Origin of the sequence: Streptomyces graminofaciens (assembly GCF_030294945.1) — a bacterium.
Taxonomy (GTDB): Bacteria; Actinomycetota; Actinomycetes; order Streptomycetales; family Streptomycetaceae; genus Streptomyces; species Streptomyces graminofaciens.
This window is the reverse complement of sequence record NZ_AP018448.1, coordinates 254,973-272,398: the sequence shown is the minus strand read 5'-3', so window position 1 is coordinate 272,398 and position 17,426 is coordinate 254,973. Positions and strand designations below refer to the sequence as shown.

18 protein-coding genes and 1 pseudogene are annotated in these 17,426 nt (G+C 67.8%); 13 read left to right on the top strand and 6 right to left on the bottom strand.

Annotation, left to right across the window (positions count from 1 at the left end; translation table 11 throughout):
- Positions 1-328 precede the first annotated feature (328 nt).
- Positions 329-466: a hypothetical protein gene (locus SGFS_RS01355; protein ID WP_286246939.1), complete on the top strand. Its 138-nt coding sequence runs from the start codon at positions 329-331 to the stop codon at positions 464-466.
- A gap of 551 nt (positions 467-1,017) precedes the next feature.
- The gene (locus SGFS_RS01350) at positions 1,018-1,722 is read left to right on the top strand and encodes a transposase (RefSeq protein WP_286246937.1); all 705 of its coding nucleotides are present in this window, start codon (positions 1,018-1,020) and stop codon (positions 1,720-1,722) included.
- A 36-nt stretch (positions 1,723-1,758) separates the two neighbouring features.
- Here SGFS_RS01350 and SGFS_RS01345 read toward each other — a convergent pair whose 3' ends face one another.
- Positions 1,759-3,258, bottom strand: a complete 1,500-nt coding sequence (locus SGFS_RS01345; protein WP_286246935.1) for a hypothetical protein — start codon at positions 3,256-3,258, stop codon at positions 1,759-1,761.
- Positions 3,259-3,579: 321 nt separating this feature from the next.
- On the opposite strand from SGFS_RS01345, the gene SGFS_RS01340 reads away from it, so the two are divergent.
- Positions 3,580-3,711 carry a GNAT family N-acetyltransferase gene (locus SGFS_RS01340; protein ID WP_350283958.1) on the top strand — a complete coding sequence of 44 codons (132 nt, stop codon included), beginning with the start codon at positions 3,580-3,582 and terminating at the stop codon, positions 3,709-3,711.
- Between the two features lie 354 nt (positions 3,712-4,065).
- Here SGFS_RS01340 and SGFS_RS01335 read toward each other — a convergent pair whose 3' ends face one another.
- From SGFS_RS01335 to SGFS_RS01325, 3 genes are all read right to left on the bottom strand, one after another.
- Positions 4,066-4,947: a helix-turn-helix transcriptional regulator gene (locus tag SGFS_RS01335; protein WP_286246932.1), complete on the bottom strand. Its 882-nt coding sequence runs from the start codon at positions 4,945-4,947 to the stop codon at positions 4,066-4,068.
- 69 nt (positions 4,948-5,016) lie between these two features.
- Positions 5,017-5,811: an SDR family NAD(P)-dependent oxidoreductase gene (locus SGFS_RS01330; protein ID WP_286246930.1), complete on the bottom strand. Its 795-nt coding sequence runs from the start codon at positions 5,809-5,811 to the stop codon at positions 5,017-5,019.
- Positions 5,812-6,288: 477 nt separating this feature from the next.
- Positions 6,289-6,645 (bottom strand): TetR family transcriptional regulator C-terminal domain-containing protein, encoded by a 357-nt coding sequence (locus SGFS_RS01325; protein ID WP_286246928.1) that lies wholly within the window; start codon positions 6,643-6,645, stop codon positions 6,289-6,291.
- Between the two features lie 110 nt (positions 6,646-6,755).
- Between SGFS_RS01325 and SGFS_RS01320 the strand changes: the two are divergent.
- The 7 genes and pseudogenes from SGFS_RS01320 to SGFS_RS01290 form a co-directional block, all read left to right on the top strand.
- A pseudogene (locus SGFS_RS01320) lies at positions 6,756-7,385 on the top strand (YihY/virulence factor BrkB family protein); the annotation flags it as partial.
- A 397-nt stretch (positions 7,386-7,782) separates the two neighbouring features.
- Positions 7,783-7,983: a phosphatase PAP2 family protein gene (locus tag SGFS_RS01315; protein ID WP_350283957.1), complete on the top strand. Its 201-nt coding sequence runs from the start codon at positions 7,783-7,785 to the stop codon at positions 7,981-7,983.
- 160 nt (positions 7,984-8,143) lie between these two features.
- Positions 8,144-8,563 carry a phage holin family protein gene (locus tag SGFS_RS01310; RefSeq protein WP_286246926.1) on the top strand — a complete coding sequence of 140 codons (420 nt, stop codon included), beginning with the start codon at positions 8,144-8,146 and terminating at the stop codon, positions 8,561-8,563.
- Entirely contained in the window at positions 8,560-9,024 is a 465-nt protein-coding gene (locus SGFS_RS01305) for a DUF3618 domain-containing protein (RefSeq protein ID WP_286246923.1), read from the top strand. The genes SGFS_RS01310 and SGFS_RS01305 overlap by 4 nt, the downstream gene beginning before the upstream one ends.
- Before the next feature lie 419 nt (positions 9,025-9,443).
- Positions 9,444-10,016: a transposase gene (locus SGFS_RS01300; RefSeq protein ID WP_286246921.1), complete on the top strand. Its 573-nt coding sequence runs from the start codon at positions 9,444-9,446 to the stop codon at positions 10,014-10,016.
- Positions 10,017-10,711: 695 nt separating this feature from the next.
- Complete coding sequence (locus SGFS_RS01295; RefSeq protein WP_286246920.1) at positions 10,712-11,119, top strand: hypothetical protein; 408 nt, start codon at positions 10,712-10,714, stop codon at positions 11,117-11,119.
- 91 nt (positions 11,120-11,210) lie between these two features.
- Positions 11,211-11,486 (top strand): hypothetical protein, encoded by a 276-nt coding sequence (locus SGFS_RS01290; protein ID WP_286246918.1) that lies wholly within the window; start codon positions 11,211-11,213, stop codon positions 11,484-11,486.
- A gap of 301 nt (positions 11,487-11,787) precedes the next feature.
- On the opposite strand, the gene SGFS_RS01285 is transcribed toward SGFS_RS01290, so the two are convergent.
- Entirely contained in the window at positions 11,788-14,589 is a 2,802-nt protein-coding gene (locus SGFS_RS01285; RefSeq protein ID WP_286246916.1) for an AfsR/SARP family transcriptional regulator, read from the bottom strand.
- Positions 14,590-14,757: 168 nt separating this feature from the next.
- Between SGFS_RS01285 and SGFS_RS01280 the strand changes: the two genes are divergently transcribed.
- Complete coding sequence (locus SGFS_RS01280; RefSeq protein ID WP_286246913.1) at positions 14,758-15,099, top strand: hypothetical protein; 342 nt, start codon at positions 14,758-14,760, stop codon at positions 15,097-15,099.
- A 144-nt stretch (positions 15,100-15,243) separates the two neighbouring features.
- Complete coding sequence (locus SGFS_RS01275; RefSeq protein ID WP_286246910.1) at positions 15,244-16,185, top strand: IS5 family transposase; 942 nt, start codon at positions 15,244-15,246, stop codon at positions 16,183-16,185.
- Here SGFS_RS01275 and SGFS_RS01270 read toward each other — a convergent pair.
- Positions 16,118-16,627, bottom strand: coding sequence for a hypothetical protein (locus SGFS_RS01270; protein ID WP_286246907.1), 510 nt, complete (start codon positions 16,625-16,627; stop codon positions 16,118-16,120). The two genes, SGFS_RS01275 and SGFS_RS01270, sit on opposite strands and share 68 nt — an antisense overlap.
- Before the next feature lie 110 nt (positions 16,628-16,737).
- Between SGFS_RS01270 and SGFS_RS01265 the strand changes: the two genes are divergently transcribed.
- On the top strand, positions 16,738-16,944 hold the full coding sequence (locus SGFS_RS01265; RefSeq protein ID WP_286246905.1) for a DUF4235 domain-containing protein: 207 nt from the start codon (positions 16,738-16,740) through the stop codon (positions 16,942-16,944).
- Positions 16,945-17,426 lie beyond the last annotated feature (482 nt).

The following is a 17,426-nucleotide window of genomic DNA, read 5'->3' as shown; positions in this document are numbered from 1 at the left end:
GAGTCGATCGCGCAGCTCGTGTTTCGATAACCTGCACGCAGAAAGTGCCTTCCGCTTGGACCGACAGAACCCCTCGACAAGGTTCATCGTCCCAGCTCAGAAGGCACTTTCGTATTTCCTCCCGGCTTCCGGCCTCATCTCAACCGAAACGGCGAGGTTAGATGCTTGCGGATTCACGCTGCCTTTGCCGATGGCGACAGCCCATGCTGTGCCTGCCGGATGCGCTGGACGAACATGCGGGTGACAGAGTTGGGGATCTTGGCATCGGCCGCAGCTGGACCATCCGTGTTGATGTTCACGTAGGCGTACACGGAGTCCCATGCGGAGGTTGATCGAGGTGCTGCAGGGGTTCGTGCCGACGCAGAAGGAGGCCGTGAACGCTGCGTCGGTGTCCGGGATCTGTGCAGGTCCCAATTGGGCGTTCGCCATCTGGGACTTCTTTTCCGTGTACCTCGTGATGGCCTGAGCTCGAGTTTGGAACGAGTAAATACCGAACCCGACATCGCCTTCGAGATCGGTCGCAGCGTAGCCTCGGGTGCCGGAGGCCAAAATGCCGCCGTCTTTCGGGTTGGTACCATGGAGACGGAGTGTCCCGGATCTCTCCCAGCCCGCAGGCACATCGTCCAAGTCCGGGACCGCTGCCTGTATTTGTTCCTTCTCCAGGACTCCGGCGCTTTGAGCCGAAGGCGCGTCGGCCGGGGGCGGGCGGTGCTTTCCAGCTCCGGTCCCGGATCCGCACGCTAACAGCGACATGACAGTCGCAATCGGGCATAGAACCTGAATTTTCCTCTTAGTGGGGATTTAGGCATGTCTCGCGGTGTTATGTCGCCCTTGCGGCCGGTGCTCTTTGAAGTGATTAGCTCCCTACGTTCACCTTCGCGGCCTTCCAGGCTCCGACCTCGACGCCCATTTACTCCGCGTCTCGCACCAGGGTTCCGTCTGGTCTATGAGCGTCACAGAAACGCCCTACTGATCAAGTCGCGCTGTCGGTGGCGCCGTTCGTGTAAGAGCCCTTTCGTGAGCCAGCGGAAGCCGTACCCCAGCGACCTGTCCGACACCCGATGGGCGTTGATCGAACCGACCTTATCCGCCTGGAGGAAAGCCCGCCTCGACCGCAGACCCACCGGCCAGCCGGCCCAGGTCGAACTTCGCGATGTCTTCAACGCAATCCTGGCCCGGGCCAAGGGAGGTCGCAAACCCCAACCCACCGCCTCCGTCATCGACACCCAGAGCGTGAAGACCTCCATCAACGTGCCCCTGCCCAGCCAGGGAACCGATGCCGCCAAGAAGATCGTAGGCCGCAAGCGCGGCATCGTGACCGACACGCTCGGCCTCATCCTCGCCGTGACCGTCACCGCCGCCGGCCTCCACGAGAACGCCTTGGGAATACGCCTCCTCGACCAGGCGAAGGAAACGTATCCGACCATCTCCAAGAGCTGGGTCGACACCGGATTCAAGAACGCCGTCGTCGAGCACGGCGCGAAGCTCGGAATCGACGTCGAAGTCGTCGACAGGAACCCCGAAGTTCGCGGATTTCACGTCGTGAAAAGGCGCTGGGTGGTGGAGCGGAGTATCGGGTGGATCATGATGCACCGGCGCCTCGCCCGCGACTACGAGACCCTCACCGCCAGCTCCGAAGCCATGATCCATGTCGCGTCCATCGACAACCTCGCCAAGCGCATAACGGACGAGACCGCGCCAACCTGGCGAGGAACCTACTAGGGCATAAGCGGCAATCCGCCTAGATTAAACGCCCTCTTAGCGCTGGACGGCCCCCGGCGGGGTGGCGGTGCCGTTCAGGCAGTGGTCGAGGAGAGCGTGCATGCGTGGCACGGTGAGGGCCGGATTGGACGCAGCGCCCTCGGCGGTACGGGGGTCGGCGAGGAGGGTCTCCAGGGCTTCGGGTGACAGGCTGGGGTTGGTGGCCGCTGCCCGGCGCACCGATGCGTCGGGGTCCTCCACCGGGGGGTCGGGCAAGGCGGGATCGGCTGCGGCCAGGGCCCGTACCTCGGGATCCGGGTGGTCGATGAGGTGAGCCCGGCCGGTACGGGGGAACGCGGGCAGGGTCAGCAGGTGCGGACGGTGGGCCGGGCGGGTGACGAAGACATCCAGGAGGAGGTGCGGCGGAGCCAGGGGGTGGTGGCAGGCCAGCCGGATCCTCACCTCCTCGTCGTCGTGCTGCGCGAGGGTCTCGACGAGTTCCGCCGACAGGCCCGGCCAACTTGCCGCGACCCGGCGGAGCACCGGTTCCTCGGACACCGCACAGGTGGCGAACCAGTCCGGCGACGGCTCGGTGGCCGGCTGCGTGATCGGGCAGGTGCAGTCGGGCCCGTGATCGACGACCTTTTGGACCTCCTGGAATTCGGCCCAGGTACGGATGGAGGGCTGGAGGCGGGCACGCATCCGCACGTCCTCGTCCGGATCCTGCCTCAGCTCCGCCGCCTCCGGTCCCAGGTCGGGCCGGGTGGCGACCAGCCTGCGGATCTCTGCATCGGGGTGGCGGGCGAGCCGGGCGAGGGCGTCGGCCGGTGTATGGCGGTTCCGGGCCAGCGGGTGCACCTCGTCGTCCGCGAAGCACTGTTCGACGACCGCGGGTGACAGGGCAGAGGTGCTGAGCACGGACACCGCGTGGCGTGATCCGATGGGCGGCAGCTCGGCCTCCACCGCCTCCGGGTCCAGCTGTCGGCTGCCCTTCCTGGCTGCTTCCCGTACGGCGGGGGCGGGGTCGTCGAGCAGGGCATGGCGCTGCGCAGCGGTGAGCGACTGCCACTGGAAGGCGGCGTACAGACGGAGTGCGGGGTGGTCGTGACCGGCCATGTCCCGCGGGAAGGACAGAGGGACCTGCCGGGAGGACCAGAGCTCCCCGACGATGTCCTTTTCGGTGACCCTGCCGTCCTCGCCTCCTTCCTGGGCGGTCAGAAAGGTGACGAGGATGTCGTCCGGCAGGGGCCGGACCCACCGGGGCTGGAGCCGGGTGCCGCCGGCGAGACACGCACGGACGAGTCCCGAAGGGTCCGATGCCAAAGGAGCGAATCGTGCGGGGTCGACGTGCAGGTTGCGGGCGAGGGCGCAGCGGATCCGCTCGACCGGGTGGCGGAGGGCCGCGTCGATGACGGCGTCGGGCAGGTCGCGTCCCTCGCACATCAGCAAGCCGGCCTCACCGGCCGCTTCGTCCAGGAGACGTATCAGCACGTCGGCGGGCGCCGCCGCGTTGAAAGCGATGCCGCGCAGCCACAGTTCACGGAGAGAGTCGGACACCACGTCATCCTGCCACCTCGCCTCCTGAACCGGGCCGCCCGATGGCTCCCTCGTCGGCGCTGACCGGCGGCTCCGTCCGCAGGGCTTCGGACCACGTGGCGACAGCCTTGCTCATCATGCGTACCCTGACCGTACGCGGCACACCGTCAGACTCCGCATCCACCCCCGCCGACGGATGCACGACATCCGGGGCAAGTCAAGCAACCGGGCGTTGCTGAAACTCGGCTACTTCGTCTTCCGTGCCCATGGGGTGTTCTCGCCTCCTGGATAACAAACGCTCTCGCTACTGACCGACAAAGCCACGCGGTCACTGCGACACTGGTGGCCGACGCCCGGTCGCGGGGCGCGGCAACCGTCTCCCTGTCAGCAGGTGACAACCACGTCGCGCAGATCTACGCGCGACTCGGGTTCCGCAAGATCGGTACGGCGCTGATCGCCGAACCGGCCGAATAGGTCCGCTTCGCAGTGGTGCTACGCAGTGGTGCTACTTCTCGCCAACATTTCTGCGCTCTGTGATCGACAAGTGAGTGTCCAAACTCCCGTTTTCACCTACGAAGCCAGCCCCGAACGGCACGTCGACGCGGGCGGGCCGATCGGGAGAAGTGGATCACGCAAACCTGTCGTCTGCTGCACACGCCTCGGCGAGCAGGATTCGCCACGCAACACGGATCGGTACGCGGATATCCGCTGACCGGGCCTGCCGGTCTGCGGTGCTCTATTCGTGGATGTACTGGTCGGAGCATTGACCGATGACGCGTCTGACGCAGGTGCGGGTCGTCGGCAGTGAGGCCCGGACTGCCCAGGAGGTCAGCGCGCGCGGTCGTCGTCCGGCAGGGCGGAAGGGGCCTCAGCGGCCCAGGCCAGCAGCATCCGCAGGGCGTCGTGCGATGGGCTGCCCGGCTCGGCGGCATACATGATCAAGGCCTGATCGGGGTCGTCCGTTGCGCGCAGGGTCTCGTAGGCCAGTTCCAGATCGCCGACGACCGGATGGTGGAATCGCTTGGTTCCCGAGGTCTTGTCCTGCACTGGGTGCTCGGCCCACCAATGACGGAAGTCCTCGCTCTTCATCGACAGTTCGCCGATCAGGCTGGCCAACCGGGGGTCCTCGGGGTGCCGTCCCGCGTCCAGGTGGAGGTAGGCCACGTTCTCGCGGGCGCAGGAGGTCCAGTCGGCATACAGTTCCCGGGACGTCTCGTCGAGGAAGGTGATCCGGGCGATGTTGCGTTCCGCTCGGTCCAGGGCCGCGTAGTCTCCGAAGAGGGCGACCGCTGCCGCATTCCAGCCCAGGATGTCCATGCGTCGGCCCATCACCATCGCCGGCATGTCCACCAGATCGTCCAGCAACCGCTGGAGCATGGGCCGCACGCGTTGCGGTCGGGCCTGGCGCCGGGGAACGTGCCGGGCGGAGGGCTGCGGTCGGGCTAGGCGGTGCAGGTGCCGCGTGGCATCCCCGTCCAGCCGCAGTGCGCGGGCGAGGGCGTCGAGTACCGCGTCCGAGGGGTTGGGCACGCGGCCCTGTTCCATCCGGGTGTAGTAGTCGACGCTCACTCCGGCGAGCTGCGCGATCTCCTCGCGGCGCAGGCCCGCGACCCGGCGCTGGCCTCCGAAGTCCGGCAGGGCAACGTCTTCAGGGTGCAGGAGGGAGCGGCGGGTGCGGAGGAACTCGCCCAGGTTGATCGCTGCGCTCATACGACGATTGTGGCCGATCATGACGGGCGGCTGCCTGGCCCTGCCGGGGCCAGGCAGCCACGCCCGCCGTCAGGGGGCGGGGATCGCGGTCACCAGACCCCCGTCGACGGCGATGTCCTGGGCGGTGATGTACGACGACTGCGGGGAGAGGAGGAAGGCCACGGTCTCGGCGATGTCCTGGGCCTGGCCGAGCCGCCTCAGCGGCACCTGGGAGCGGATGGCATCGTGCGAGGCGGGGTCCGGGTTGGCGGCGTCGAACATCTCGGTGACGATGTAGCCCGGGCTGATCGAGTTGACCCGGATGCCGCGCCCGGCGAGATCGCTGCCCAGCGTGCGGGCCAGATTATGGACGGCGGCCTTGGTGGCCGCGTACACCGGTGCGACGGCCAGGCCCCGGTGCAGTGTCCACGACGCGTTGATCACGATGGAACCGCCACCCGCCGCGTCGAGCAGCGGCAGAACCTTCTGGACCGTGAAGAACACCCCCTTGAAGTTGACGTCGACGCTGAGATCGAAGTCCTGCTCAGTCACCTCGCCACTGCGCTGGAACACTCCGACCCCGGCATTGGCAAACACCCCGTCCAGACGTCCGTGGCGTTCACGGATCAGGGCAGCCAAACGTTCGAGATCGGTGAGGCTGGCGGAGTCGGCCCGGACCGTGAACAGCCGGGCGCCCTGGTCGGACACCTTGTCCAGTTGTTCGGCCGCGCGGTCGAGGCGGGCATCGTCGCGGCCGGTGATGACGATATCGGAGCCGGCTTCCAGGAGCAGACGCGCGGTGGCCAGGCCCATTCCGCTGGTTCCGCCGGTGATCAGGACGACACGGTCGTGGAAGCCGGTCACATCACTGTTGCTGTCGGTCATGACCACAGCCTCACCACCAGCCTTCGGGTCAACCAGGCCCAGATCAACCTGGGTCTCCCAGGCCCCCCTTCTGCAGACAGCCGAGACAGCGTCCACCACATCGCCTTGGACGTCCAACGATGCGACACACACCGCCCGGCTCCGGAATCAACCCCCGAAGGACTTCCGGAGCCGACCACTAATCTAAGAAGACGATCAAGATCGGGCCCCTGAGCATCCTCACTGAGTGCCAGCCATCAGGGCCTGCCCGTCACGGCGGATCATGGTGATGGCCGCGATCTGCGGGTGCCGCTCGGCGACGGTGACCCGCCCTGCACCACGGCGCCCACGCCCTGGTCCTCGACTGCAAGCGGATCTTTCACCCGTGGGCGCGCCAGTTGCCGACGGTGACCTACCGCGCGGACATCGCAGACCGTGCCCCACCGATCCGCGCCGCGGCAGCAAACGTGGGGTCCAGGTGGCGCCCGCGACTGCGGATCAGTGTGGAGGGACGAGGAACCCCTCGGTCACGAGCCGCACCTTGTCCACCACCTCTTCGTCGCCGAGCCGCAACGCGGTGTTGGCGGCGAGGAGTACCGCGTCGAGCTGGAAGGCAGTGAGGTCGGCGTCGAGTTGAGCGATCTCTCCGGTGCCGACGGCATGGCTTGGCTCGGCGGTGATGAGGTCACGCCAGCCGCGCTGGCAACGGAACAGTGCGTCACGTACGGGCCCAGGGCGGCTGTCGAAGCCGGCCAGGTTCGCCGCCCGGAAGCAACCGCCTGGGAACAGCGGCACCGACGCGTACTCGATCCACCGCTCGATCAGCGCGCGTACCCGCGCTGCGCCGCGGGGCACGGTCCGTGTGGGGCGTACTACCGCGTCCGCGAACACGTCACGTGCGCACTCGACTGTCGCTACCTGCAGGTTCTCCTTCGTCCCGGTCGTGGCGACCGTGGGCCTGGCGTTTGGCGGTGTGGTCGGCATCCGGCTACGTCGCGGCGTTCATCCGTACCGCCAACGCGGTGTACGACACCCCCGAGGGACGGCCGGTGTGGAAGGTGCTGCCGGTCCGTCTGGGTGTGACGGTGGCGCTGCTGGTTCTGGCGGTGGTCAGCGCACTGATCGTGGTGTTCACCGGCGGCCTGGCCCACCAGGCAGGCACCGCTCTGGGCATCGGCGACACGGCGCTGACGGCCTGGTCGATCGCGAAGTGGCCGGTGCTGGTCGTGCTGGTCACGATCATGATCGCGCTTTGGTTCTGGGCGACGCCGAACGTGAAGGGCCGCGGCTTCCCGTAAGTCACGCCGGGCAGTGTCCTGACCCTGGTGATCTGGGTGATCGCGTCGGCCGGGTTCGCGTTCTACGTGGCGAACTTCGCGTCCTACAACAAGACCTACGGCACCCTCGCCGGGGTGATCGTGTTCCTGGTGTGGCTGTGGATCAGCAACATCGCGGTCCTGCTCGGTTTGGAAGTCGACGCGGAGATGGCCCGCCAGCGCGCCGTCGCCGGCGGTCTGCCCGAGGAGGAAGAGCCCTATGTCCCGCCCCGCGACACCCGTGCCTGGAGTGAGGAAGACCAGCGCCGCCTCGAATGAGGTAATTGCCGAGGTCATCGAATTAGGCGCTGCTCAGGCCGGGAAGACGCAGGTCATGAGAGTGCTGGCGGATCTTCGTGAGGGTGATCACCGGTTGACGCGGTGGGTGGCGTCGTGGCGGTCGACCTGCGAACGGTGGGGCCTGCCGGCGGTGGAGGAGAGTGCCGAACACCAAGCTGTGGTGGGGCGCCGCCGCGGCCCTGTCCGCCGCCGGGTGGCGGGGGCGCAGGGCCGCGACCGCCGGCCTGGCGAGTATGGCCGTGGCGGAGCTGGCTTCGAACTGTGTCCTCAAGCACGTGTGGCATCGGCGTCGGCCGGCGAAGGAATGGATCTCGCACGAGGAGATCCATGACCGCCCCGGTTCCTCCTCCTTCCCTTCCGGGCACACCGCCGCGGGGTGGCGTTCAGCGCCGCGGTGGCGGCGGTGCGGCCGTGGGCGGGCGCGGTGTGTGCGGTGCCGGCCGTCATGGTGGCCGCCGAACGCGTGCACACGGGCGCCCAGAACCCCTGCGACGTCACCGTCGGTGCCGCGCTCGGTCTGGCTGCAGCAGCCTTGGTACATCGTGCTCCCCGCATGGCAATGCGACTGCTGCGGTGACAAGCACCAACCACCCGGCTGCCGCAGGTCCGCTGGATGCTGCACCCGCATCCGGGTACCCGAGCACCGGTGAGGTGGGCGTACCTCGTTCAACGGCACAGCCGACGCCTCCATCCAAGGCCCGACTACTACCGGCAGCTGAGAAAGGCGGCAATCCGTCATGAGTACTCAGGATTCCCACCACGGCCCGAGCGGCTCGCAGGAGCCGGTCGGTGATCTGGTCCAGCGGGCCTCCCAGCAGCTGAAGGAGCTGGTACGTGGGGAGATGCGGCTGGCGCAGGCGGAAATGAAAGAGAAGGGCAAGCGGTACAGCAAGGGCGGGGGCCTGTTCGGCGGGGCCGGTCTGGTCGGCTTCCTGACGCTGCAGGCCCTGATCGCCACCGCCATCGCCGCGCTGGCTGTTCCGCTCCCGGTGTGGGCCGCGGCCCTGATCGTCACCGCCGTCCTCGGCGTCATCACCGCCGTCCTGGCCCTGACGGGCAAGAAGGAGGTCAGCCAGGCCGCACCGCCGGCACCGCAGCAGACCATCGACAGCATCAAGGCCGATGTGGCCGAGATCAAGGAGAGTGCACAGCGATGACCCAGCCGCCCCACGACGAGCCCACCGCCTCCAGCACCGAAGAGCTGCGGGAACAGGTCGAGCAGACCCGCCACGAACTCGGGGAGACGGTCGAGGAACTGGCAGCCAAGACGGACGTCAAGGCCCGCGCGCAGGAGAAAGCAGCCATGGTGAAGGAGCAGGCGGGCGCCAAGGCCGCGGAGCTGACCGGGCAGGTCAAGGTGAAGGCTGCCGAGGCTGCGCACCTGGTGCAGGACAAGCTGTCCGAGCCGGTCAAGGACAAGGCCACCGCAACTGCCGAGCAGGTGAAGGCCAAGGCAGGACAGGCCGGTCAGGTCTGGCAGGACAAGGCACCCGAACCGGTTCGCGCCAAGGCCCACCAGGGCGCCGAGGCCGCCCGCGACAACCGCACCGCGCTGATCGTGGTCGGCGGCGTGGCGGTGGCCGCCTGGCTGCTGCTGCGCCGCCGGGGCAGGAGGTAGCCGTGGAGGCATCGAAAGTCGCCTACAAGCCGGTCGGCCTGGCGCTCGGTGCGCTCAGAAGCCATCCGCTTACCGATCAACGGGCTTGTCTGGTCGAACGGGGGTCCTGATCGGGTGATCGTGGTGGGGTCCACGCATGGAAGCAGGGCCTCTTGGTAGTTCGGGGGTGGGATCTCGTCCGAAAAGTTCTAGGAGGCCCTGTTGCCGCAGTCTTTCGCGCTCGGGTCTGTGGAGTCCAACTCGTCGTCACGGACGTGTGACTGCCTCGCGCACAGGTTCGGCAATGCGGTGGATGGCCCGCAGCGTCTGCCACGTTATGGCTCGGACATGACCGAGACGGAATGGCAGGTCGTCCGGGCATCGCTGCCGATCCGGCCTGGTTGGAGGGGCGGGGCGACCGGCCGGAGAGTTACTGCCACATGGTGATGCTGGATGCGGTCCGCTACGTCGTGGACAACGGAGTGAAGTGGGCCAACCTGCCCGTGGACTTCCCCCGTTATCGGCGGGTGCATGCCTTCGCCCGCCGCTGGCAGGTGACGGGTCTGATCGCGGAGTTGCACGACCGGCTGCGTGACCGGGTCCGGGAGAAGGAGGGCCGCTCACCGGATCCGAGTGCGGCGATCAAGGTCTCGGGCCGCAAGCGGCACGTGGTGGTCGACTGCCTCGGCATGGTCCTCGCCGTCGCGGTGACCGCGGCAAGCGTGCAGGATCGCGACACTGCAGTGCCGCTGCTGGAACAGCTGCGCAAGCTACACTTCTCCGTCCGTCTTGTCTGGGCGGACGGCGGCTATGCGGGCCGGCTTGTCGCCTGGGTGGCCGAGGACCTGCAGCTCAGCTGGTTGATGCGCTCGCGTCGTCTGGTGCGCGACTACGAGACGCTGCCGGCCATGCACGAAGCCATGGTGCTGTGGTCGATGACCATGGTGATGAGCGGCCGCCTGGCCGGACGCCGCCCGGGCGCCTTCAGCTGTCCGAGGCCGCGAGCGCGGTGAACACTCCCGGCCGCACCTGCAGGCCCCTCCCCGTTCCACCAGGCGTTTCGCCTTCGATCGCACACCCTCGACCTTCGCAGGGACCGCCTCCAGTCCCAGGGCCGCAGCCAGCTGCTGGCATCGCATGCCCTCCCCGCCCGCTTCCGACTGCAGCACCGCCACGATCCGCTGGTAGTCCGGCGAGAGGACCGACGCCGTCATGCCGTCGGCCCGGTGCGGCACCAGTAATCCCGTGACAGCACTTCGCACCGAATCTGCGACCGCGGACGGCGGCCCGGCCAGTACCTCGGCCACCGTTGCACGGGCATCCACCAGCCGCTGAAGTGCGTGTTCCGCCTCACCAAGCACGGCTTGGAGCCGCTCGGCCTCCTCCCGCAGTCGCGCCACCTCTTCCCGGATCTTCTTCTCCCGGGCCTCCAGCAGACCGAGCACCGACGGCACCAGCCACCTCCACAACGCGAGCGGACGAATCACCCCATCTCTCCCGCCCCACAGCGGAGTTCATGCCCATCACAGTCGAACCAACGGATCACGTTCGGAAAGCGGATGGCGTCTCAGGCCGTCGTTCGTACCGCCGAAGCCGGTGCGGCAGCTGCGCGACCTGACCCGGCTGCGGACGGTCCTCAACCAGGAACGCGCCCGGCACAATCAGCGTAGAGAATATCCTGGGAGACGCCCAGATCAAGCTGACCAGCGTGCTCACCGACCTGTTCGGCGTCTCGGGCCGGGCCATGCTCGCCGCTCTCATCGCCGGCGAATGCAACCCGCGGGTCCTGGCCGCACTCGCCCGCGGCAACCTCGTGCGCCAGAAGGTCGCCCTCGTCGAGGCCCTGAACGGGCAGTTCGAGGTCCACCACGGCTTTCTCTGTCAGACGCTGCTGGACAGCGTCGACCATCTCACCGCACAGATCGCACGGCTCACCGAACAGATCACCGCCGCGGTCCGCGACCTGCCCGGCCAGGAAGCCTCACACCCCGGCCCATCGCTGGTTGAGCGCCTCGATCAGATCCCGGGCGTCGGCGTCACGATCGCCCATGTCCTGCCGGCCGAACTCGGCCCGGACATGGGAGCGTTCCCCACCTCCGATCACCCCGCGAGCTGAGCCAAGCCCACCCCGAGATCCACCCAGTCCGGCGCCAAACGCGGCGCCAGTCCCACCGGAAAGGGCAACCCCTGGCTCAAGGGCGCCCTCGGTGAGGCTGCCACCGCCGCTTCACGTACCAATACCTTCCTCGGAGCCCCCTACAGACGCATCGTCAAACGCCGCGGCCCGCAAGAAGGACCTGGTCGCCGTCGCCCGCTCGATCCTCGTCATCGCCTGGCACCTGATCAACGACCCCGACACCGAGTACCAGGACCTCGGCTCCGACTTCCACCAGCGCCTGATCGACCCCGCCCGCCGCACCCGCGACCTGGTCCGCCAGCTCAAGGCCCTCGGCCACGACGCCACCCTCGCACCCGCCAGCTGACGAGCGTCTACTCTCCTCAAGCACCGGCCAACGAACGCATCAGCATGCCCTTGACCTGAGGAATTTTCCGTTCAGCTTCTCACTCAGCGTGACCCTGTAGCGAGTCGGTGGGCGTTCGGGGCCGTGCACCCGGGTGGTACGTGACGGCGTAGTCGCGGCTGAAGCGGTTGGCTTTCCGAGGCGGATCCGGTCAGCTTGTGCAGCCAGAACCCGTACGCCGCCGACTCCGTCTGGTCCCGCGTCAGTTACAGCCGCCACCGGCCCGCGGTGGACTTGGCTGCCCACACCTGTGCTGGGGTTGTCAGCGGGCCCTCCGGATGGCTGGCGGTGGTTCCGGGACCGGCTGAGCAAGTATCTGCTGTGCTTCTTCATCAGTGAGGTCGCCGCAGTCGCGGAGGATGTCTAGTGCCGCGCGCCAGTGGGCGCGGGCGGCGTCCAATTCGTCAAGGTCGTAAAGCGTTTGTGCCAGTCCCCACAGTGACTGGGCCTCGCCGACGCGATTGCCGGTCGCGCGGATGACATGCAGGCTGTCCTGATAGCGGTCGAGGGACTCGCGGACGCGGCCGGTGAGCCGGAAGGCTTGGGCCAAGTCGGTCAGGACGAGGCCGAGGCGGTATTGGTCGCCCAGGGTGCGAAAAGTTTCGGCCGCCTGCTGGTGCGCGACAATCGCCTGGTCGTGGTCGCCGAGGCGCTGGTGGACGAGGCCGAGGTTGGACAGGGCCCGTGCCCGGCCGTTTCCGTCTCCGACCTCCTGGAACAGGAAAATGCTGCGCTCATGCCAGCGCGCTGCCTCAGGCAGGTCGTCACTCAGACGCGCAACGAGGCCGAGGTTATTGGAAATTCTGGCCATTTGCTGCCGGTCGTTGAGTTCCTCCCACAGCCGCAGCGCGCAGCCGAACTCGGTGCGGCTCTCCTCCAACCGGCCGACGTTGCCGTATGCCAAGCCGAGAATGTTGTGAGCGCGTGCCTCCAGCAATGGCTGACCACTGCTGCGGGCTGCCTGGATCGAGATGGTACTCAACCGGATCAGCTCCGACCAGCGATCGCGGATCACAAGCGCCGGGTAGGCGAGCAGTGCGCACAGGGCGATATCGGCGGCGAGCTCGGGGTGGTCGGCCAGCTCGGTCATGACCGCAGGCAGGTGCGGGGCCGCGAAGTCGATCCAGGCGCTTGCCTCCGAGTGGTCGGCGAGCCCGCAGCCGGCCGGATGGACCACCGGTGGGCCCGCTGCGATTGAGGCTGACTCCTCCGGGTCCAGCAGGCGGCTGGCCTGCTCGGCAAGGGCCAGGTAGTGGTCCGCCGCCCGACGCCGTGCGGCGTCCTGTTCTACGGCGCTGAACTGGAGGAGCGCCTGCTCGCGAGCGTAGAGCCGGACTACATCGTGCATTCGGTAGTACCCCGGGGCTGGTGATTCGACGAGGCGGGCGTCTACGAGCTGTTCCAGGACGGGTTCCGCTGCTATGGAGGGCAGGCCTGTGAGCGAGGCCGCCAGTGGCAGGTCGAGTTCTGCCGCGCCGACCATCGCGAGGAACGCGAAGACGCGTGCGCCCTCGTCGCTCGCCTCGCGCAGGCTCACCGCGAGGCTTGCCCGCACGCTCAACTCGCCAACCTGCAATTCGTTCAGACGTCGGTGCTCTACCGCCAGCCGGTCAGCGATCGCGCGGACCGGCCATGCGGGGCGGGCAGCCAGCCGTGCGGCCACTATGCGCAGCAGTAGGGGAAGTCGCTCGCAGAACCCGACGACATCCCCGGCAGCCACAGGGTCTCCGGCCACCCGGCTCTGGCCCGCCAGCCGCCCCAGCAACGCCACCGCCTCAGCCTCGGCCAGCGGCTTCAAGTGCACGAACTTTGCTCCGTCCAGTGTGGACAGCACACTGCGGCTGGTCACCACGACCGCACACCCGCGCTCTGCGGGCAGCAACGGACGGATCTGGGTGGCCGAGGATGCATCGTCGAGCACCAGGAGCAGGCGCCGCCCGGCCAACATCGAACGCCACAGCGCGCTCGCCGCTGCTGGCTCGGCAGGCACCTCCGAGCGCGGCACGCCGAGCTGCGGCAGCCACTGCACAAAGACCTCATGAGGGGTCAGCGGCGCCGTCCCGGCCGCCGCCCCCTGCAGGTTAATATAGAGCTGACCGTCGGGAAACCGCTCCACCATCTGGTGGCCCACGCAGATCGCCAACGCAGATTTCCCCACCCCGGCGACTCCGTCCACGGCCACTACCGGTGTGTACCGAGGCCTGTCGTTGTTCATCGCCTCACACAGGACCTTCACCTCCGCATCCCGGCCCGTGAACATCAAGGGAGGTGCGGGCAGTTGGCGCGGCACCGGAGCGCGCGCTGGCCCAGGACTGGTCGTCGTGAGGTCCGGGTCGGCGGTGAGGATTTGCTGGTGCAGTTGTTGCAAGGCCAGGCCGGGATCGGTGCCCAGCTCCTCCGCTAGTCGTTTGCGGATCTGCTGGTAGTGAGCCAAGGCGTCGGCGGCCCGCCCGCTGCGGTACAAGGCCAGCATGAGCTGGCCAGCCAGCCGCTCGTCCAGCGGGTACACCTCTACGCGGTTGGACAGCCCGGCAAGCAGCCCGGCATGTTGGCCGAGCTGCAACTGGAGGTCACCCAGGTCCAGTTCTGCCGCCAGGCGTTCTCGATGCAAGGCCTCCCGCAGAGTGTTGAACCACGGAGTGTCCAGGGCGGCGAAGCCGTCCCCCCGCCACAGCCGGAGCGCCTGTTCAAACAGGGCCACAGCCCTGCTTTCGTCCTCGGCCGCATAGGCCTGCGCGACTAAACCGCGAAAGCGGTGCAGGTCCACAGCGGATGCCTCGACTGCCAGAACGTAGCCGCCAGACTGCCGCAAAAGACGCACCTCGCTGACGGCGGGAGCCAGGGTCCGCCGGAGGCGGGAGATATAGCTATAGAGCGTCCCTTTTGCCCGTTGTGGAGGACGTTCTCCCCACAACCGGTCGATCAACTGGTCGACCGACACCACCCGGTTCGCATCGACCAGTAATGCCACCAGCACCCATCGCTGCCGGGCAGGTCCCAAGTCAACCAGTTCAGTACCGACACATGCCTCAATTCCGCCGAGTAACCGGAACTCCATCGCCATATAGGCCACCCCCTCGGCCGGAACCCTAGCCACAGGACATCTACTCCCACCAGCCGATTCAAGGTCTTGCGAGGTTTGTCCATGACTAGCCCAGCAGAGTGATTCCCAGCGGAGGCGCCTTCTGAGCGTCGCTTCCGACACCTACGACTCCACGGAGGGAACGTAAGCATGAAACGCAAGCTGTCTGTCCTTTTGGCCGCCGGCGCCGCAGTCACTGGGATAATGGCCATGCCGGGTACCGCAAGCGCCGCTGGCGGCTGCAAGACCATGTCCGCCCCCGGAGGCGGCTCTGCCTACGTGTGCAAGTACTACTACGACACTGACGGCGACGGGTACTACAACGGCGATTTCTCGGTAAGTGACGCCTCATCCCGGGTGTACACCCAGTACTACGCCGACGGCGGGCCGTACTCGCTCACCCCCCGTGGAGGTGGCGTCGTCAACAGCTTCCGGGGCAAGAAGTCGTTCCACATCAGGGTCTGCAACACCAGTTGCAGTTCTTATTACTAAGACGCCATCCGCTTGCCGTTCGGCAGACTTGATCAGTCGAACAGGGTTCCTGTTCGGGTGATCTCTCGGTGGTCGGGGCATAGCGGCAGGGCCTCTTGGTAGCTCGGGGTTACGATCCCAACCGAGCAGTACCAGGAGGCCCTGTTGTCGCAGTCTGTCGCGCTTGCGTCCGTGGAGTCCAACGCGCCGTCTCCTGCGTGTGACTGTCTCGCGCACAGGTTCGGCAACGCGGCGGACGGACCGGAGCGCGTGCGGTGTTACGGCTCCGACCTGACGGAGGCGGAGTGGCAGGTCCTCCGGCCGTTGCTGCCGGTTCCCGCGTGGCTTCAGGGGCGGGGCGGGCGGCCGGAGGGCTATTGCCACCGCGTGATGCTGGACGCAGTCCGCTATGTCGTCGACAACGGCGTCAAGTGGGTCAACCTGCCCTGTGACTTCCCGCCGTACCGGCGGGTGCACGCGTTCGCCCGCCGCTGGCAGGTGACGGGCTTGCTCGCCGAGCTCCACGACCGGCTGCGCGACAAAGTGCGCCAGAAGGATGGCCGTGATGTGGACCCGACGGCCGCCGTCGTGGACTCGCAGTCAGTGCGGGCAGCGGCGAACATCCCGCGCTTCACGTCCGGCTGGGACGGCGGCAAGAGGGTGGGCGGGCGCAAGCGGCACCTGGTGGTGGACTGCCTCGGCCTGGTCCTGGCCGTCGCGGTGACCGCAGCGAACGTGCAGGACCGGGACGCCGCGGTGCCTCTGCTGGAGCGGCTGCGCAGGCTGTACTTCTCCGTCCGGCTCGTCTGGGCGGACGGCGGCTATGCGGGGCGCCTGGTCGACTGGGCGGCCGAGAACCTCCACCTCACGCTCGAGATCGTCAAACGCTCGGACGACACCACGGGGTTCGTGGTGCTGCCGCGCAGGTGGGTGGTGGAAAGAACGCTGAGCTGGCTGATGCGCTCGCGTCGCCTGGTGCGTGACTACGAGACGCTGCCCGCCATGCACGAGGCCATGGTGCTGTGGTCCATGACCATGCTCATGAGCAGCCGCCTGGCCGGGCGTCGCCCCGGCGCCTCCAGCCGGCAGTCGTCCCGAGCGGAGTGAACACCCCTGGCCGTGTCTGGAGCGCCCACCCTCGTTCCACCAGGCGTTTTGCCTTCGACCGCAGTCCCTCGACCTTCGCCGGGACCGCCTGAAGGCCCAGGGCCGCGGCCAGCTGCTGGCACCGCATTCCTTCCTGGCCGGCAGCCGACTCCAGCACGGACATGATCCGCTGGTAGTCCGCAGGCAGGACCGACACCGTCATCCCCTCGGCCCGTCGCGGCACCGCCGACCCCGCCACCACGCTCCCCACCGGCTCCACGACCACGGACGGCGGCTCGGCCAGCACCTCGGCCACCGTCACACGGGCATCCGCAAGACGCTGAAGTGCGCGTTCTGCCTCGCCGAGGGCGGCCTGCACCCGCTCGGCCTCCTCCCGCAACCGCGCGACCTCTTCCCGGACCTTCTTCTCCCGGGCCTCCAGCAGACCGAGCACCGACGGCACCAGCCACCTCCGCAAGCAAGACGAACGGACGAACCACGCCCATCTCTCCCGCCGCCAGCCGGAGTTCATGCCCACCCAGCCCGAACCAAACGATCACGTTCGGAAAGCGGATGGCGTCTCAGCTCAGCGGCGTGCCGGCCGGCGGGCTGTTCAACCAGGTATGGAAGAAGCTCGGCCATGACGAGGACGCCCCGGACGCCACCGACGAGGACCGCACCTGGCAAGAGGTTCTGCTCGCCGCAACCTTGCAGGGTGCGATCTTCGCCGAGGTCAAGGCCGCCGTCGACCGGGCAGGAGCCGCCGGCACCGCCGCCTGACCGGAACCGGCTGATCCACCCTCTGTCGGCGGGTACCCCGCCCCCTGGGCGCCAGGAACCGCCGGGCAGCCGCGCAGCCGGCCCGCAACGGTGAGAGGAACCGTGACCGAACACCGCTCATTGGCCGCTCCCACCGCTGCGGTGATCACCGCAGCGGTGTTGCTGGTCCGGTGGTGGGTGAGCTCCCGCCCCAGCGCCGGCAGTTCCCCGACACGAAACTGGCCCCGCCGGAGACGACCGGGTCGGCGAACTCCACCCTGCGATACAGGACTCCGCCTCCGACCACGCGCTGCGTGAGGCTGAACAAAGCCTGGGGCCGAGTAGCGCCTGGCGGTATCGAGTTCATCAAGCTCAGTTATGGCTTCCCCTGGGGCCCAAACAGGTAGGTGTGAGCCGGCCAACCCGGTGTGGCTGCGGCTGCGCCCTGGTTTGCGACAAACCAGACCGCTGAGCGACCTGCACCACACTGTGTTTCGACTGCA

Excerpts from the sequence above, each read along its gene's own strand:
- SGFS_RS01335 (WP_286246932.1), bottom strand. The coding sequence starts at position 4,947 with ATGAGCGCAGCGATCAACCTGGGCGAGTTCCTCCGCACCCGCCGCTCC.
- SGFS_RS01300 (WP_286246921.1), top strand. The coding sequence starts at position 9,444 with ATGGTGATGCTGGATGCGGTCCGCTACGTCGTGGACAACGGAGTGAAG.
- SGFS_RS01280 (WP_286246913.1), top strand. The coding sequence starts at position 14,758 with ATGAAACGCAAGCTGTCTGTCCTTTTGGCCGCCGGCGCCGCAGTCACT.
- SGFS_RS01310 (WP_286246926.1), top strand. The coding sequence starts at position 8,144 with ATGAGTACTCAGGATTCCCACCACGGCCCGAGCGGCTCGCAGGAGCCG.
- SGFS_RS01330 (WP_286246930.1), bottom strand. The coding sequence starts at position 5,811 with ATGACCGACAGCAACAGTGATGTGACCGGCTTCCACGACCGTGTCGTC.
- SGFS_RS01305 (WP_286246923.1), top strand. The coding sequence starts at position 8,560 with ATGACCCAGCCGCCCCACGACGAGCCCACCGCCTCCAGCACCGAAGAG.
- SGFS_RS01265 (WP_286246905.1), top strand. The coding sequence starts at position 16,738 with ATGGCGTCTCAGCTCAGCGGCGTGCCGGCCGGCGGGCTGTTCAACCAG.
- SGFS_RS01285 (WP_286246916.1), bottom strand. The coding sequence starts at position 14,589 with ATGGCGATGGAGTTCCGGTTACTCGGCGGAATTGAGGCATGTGTCGGT.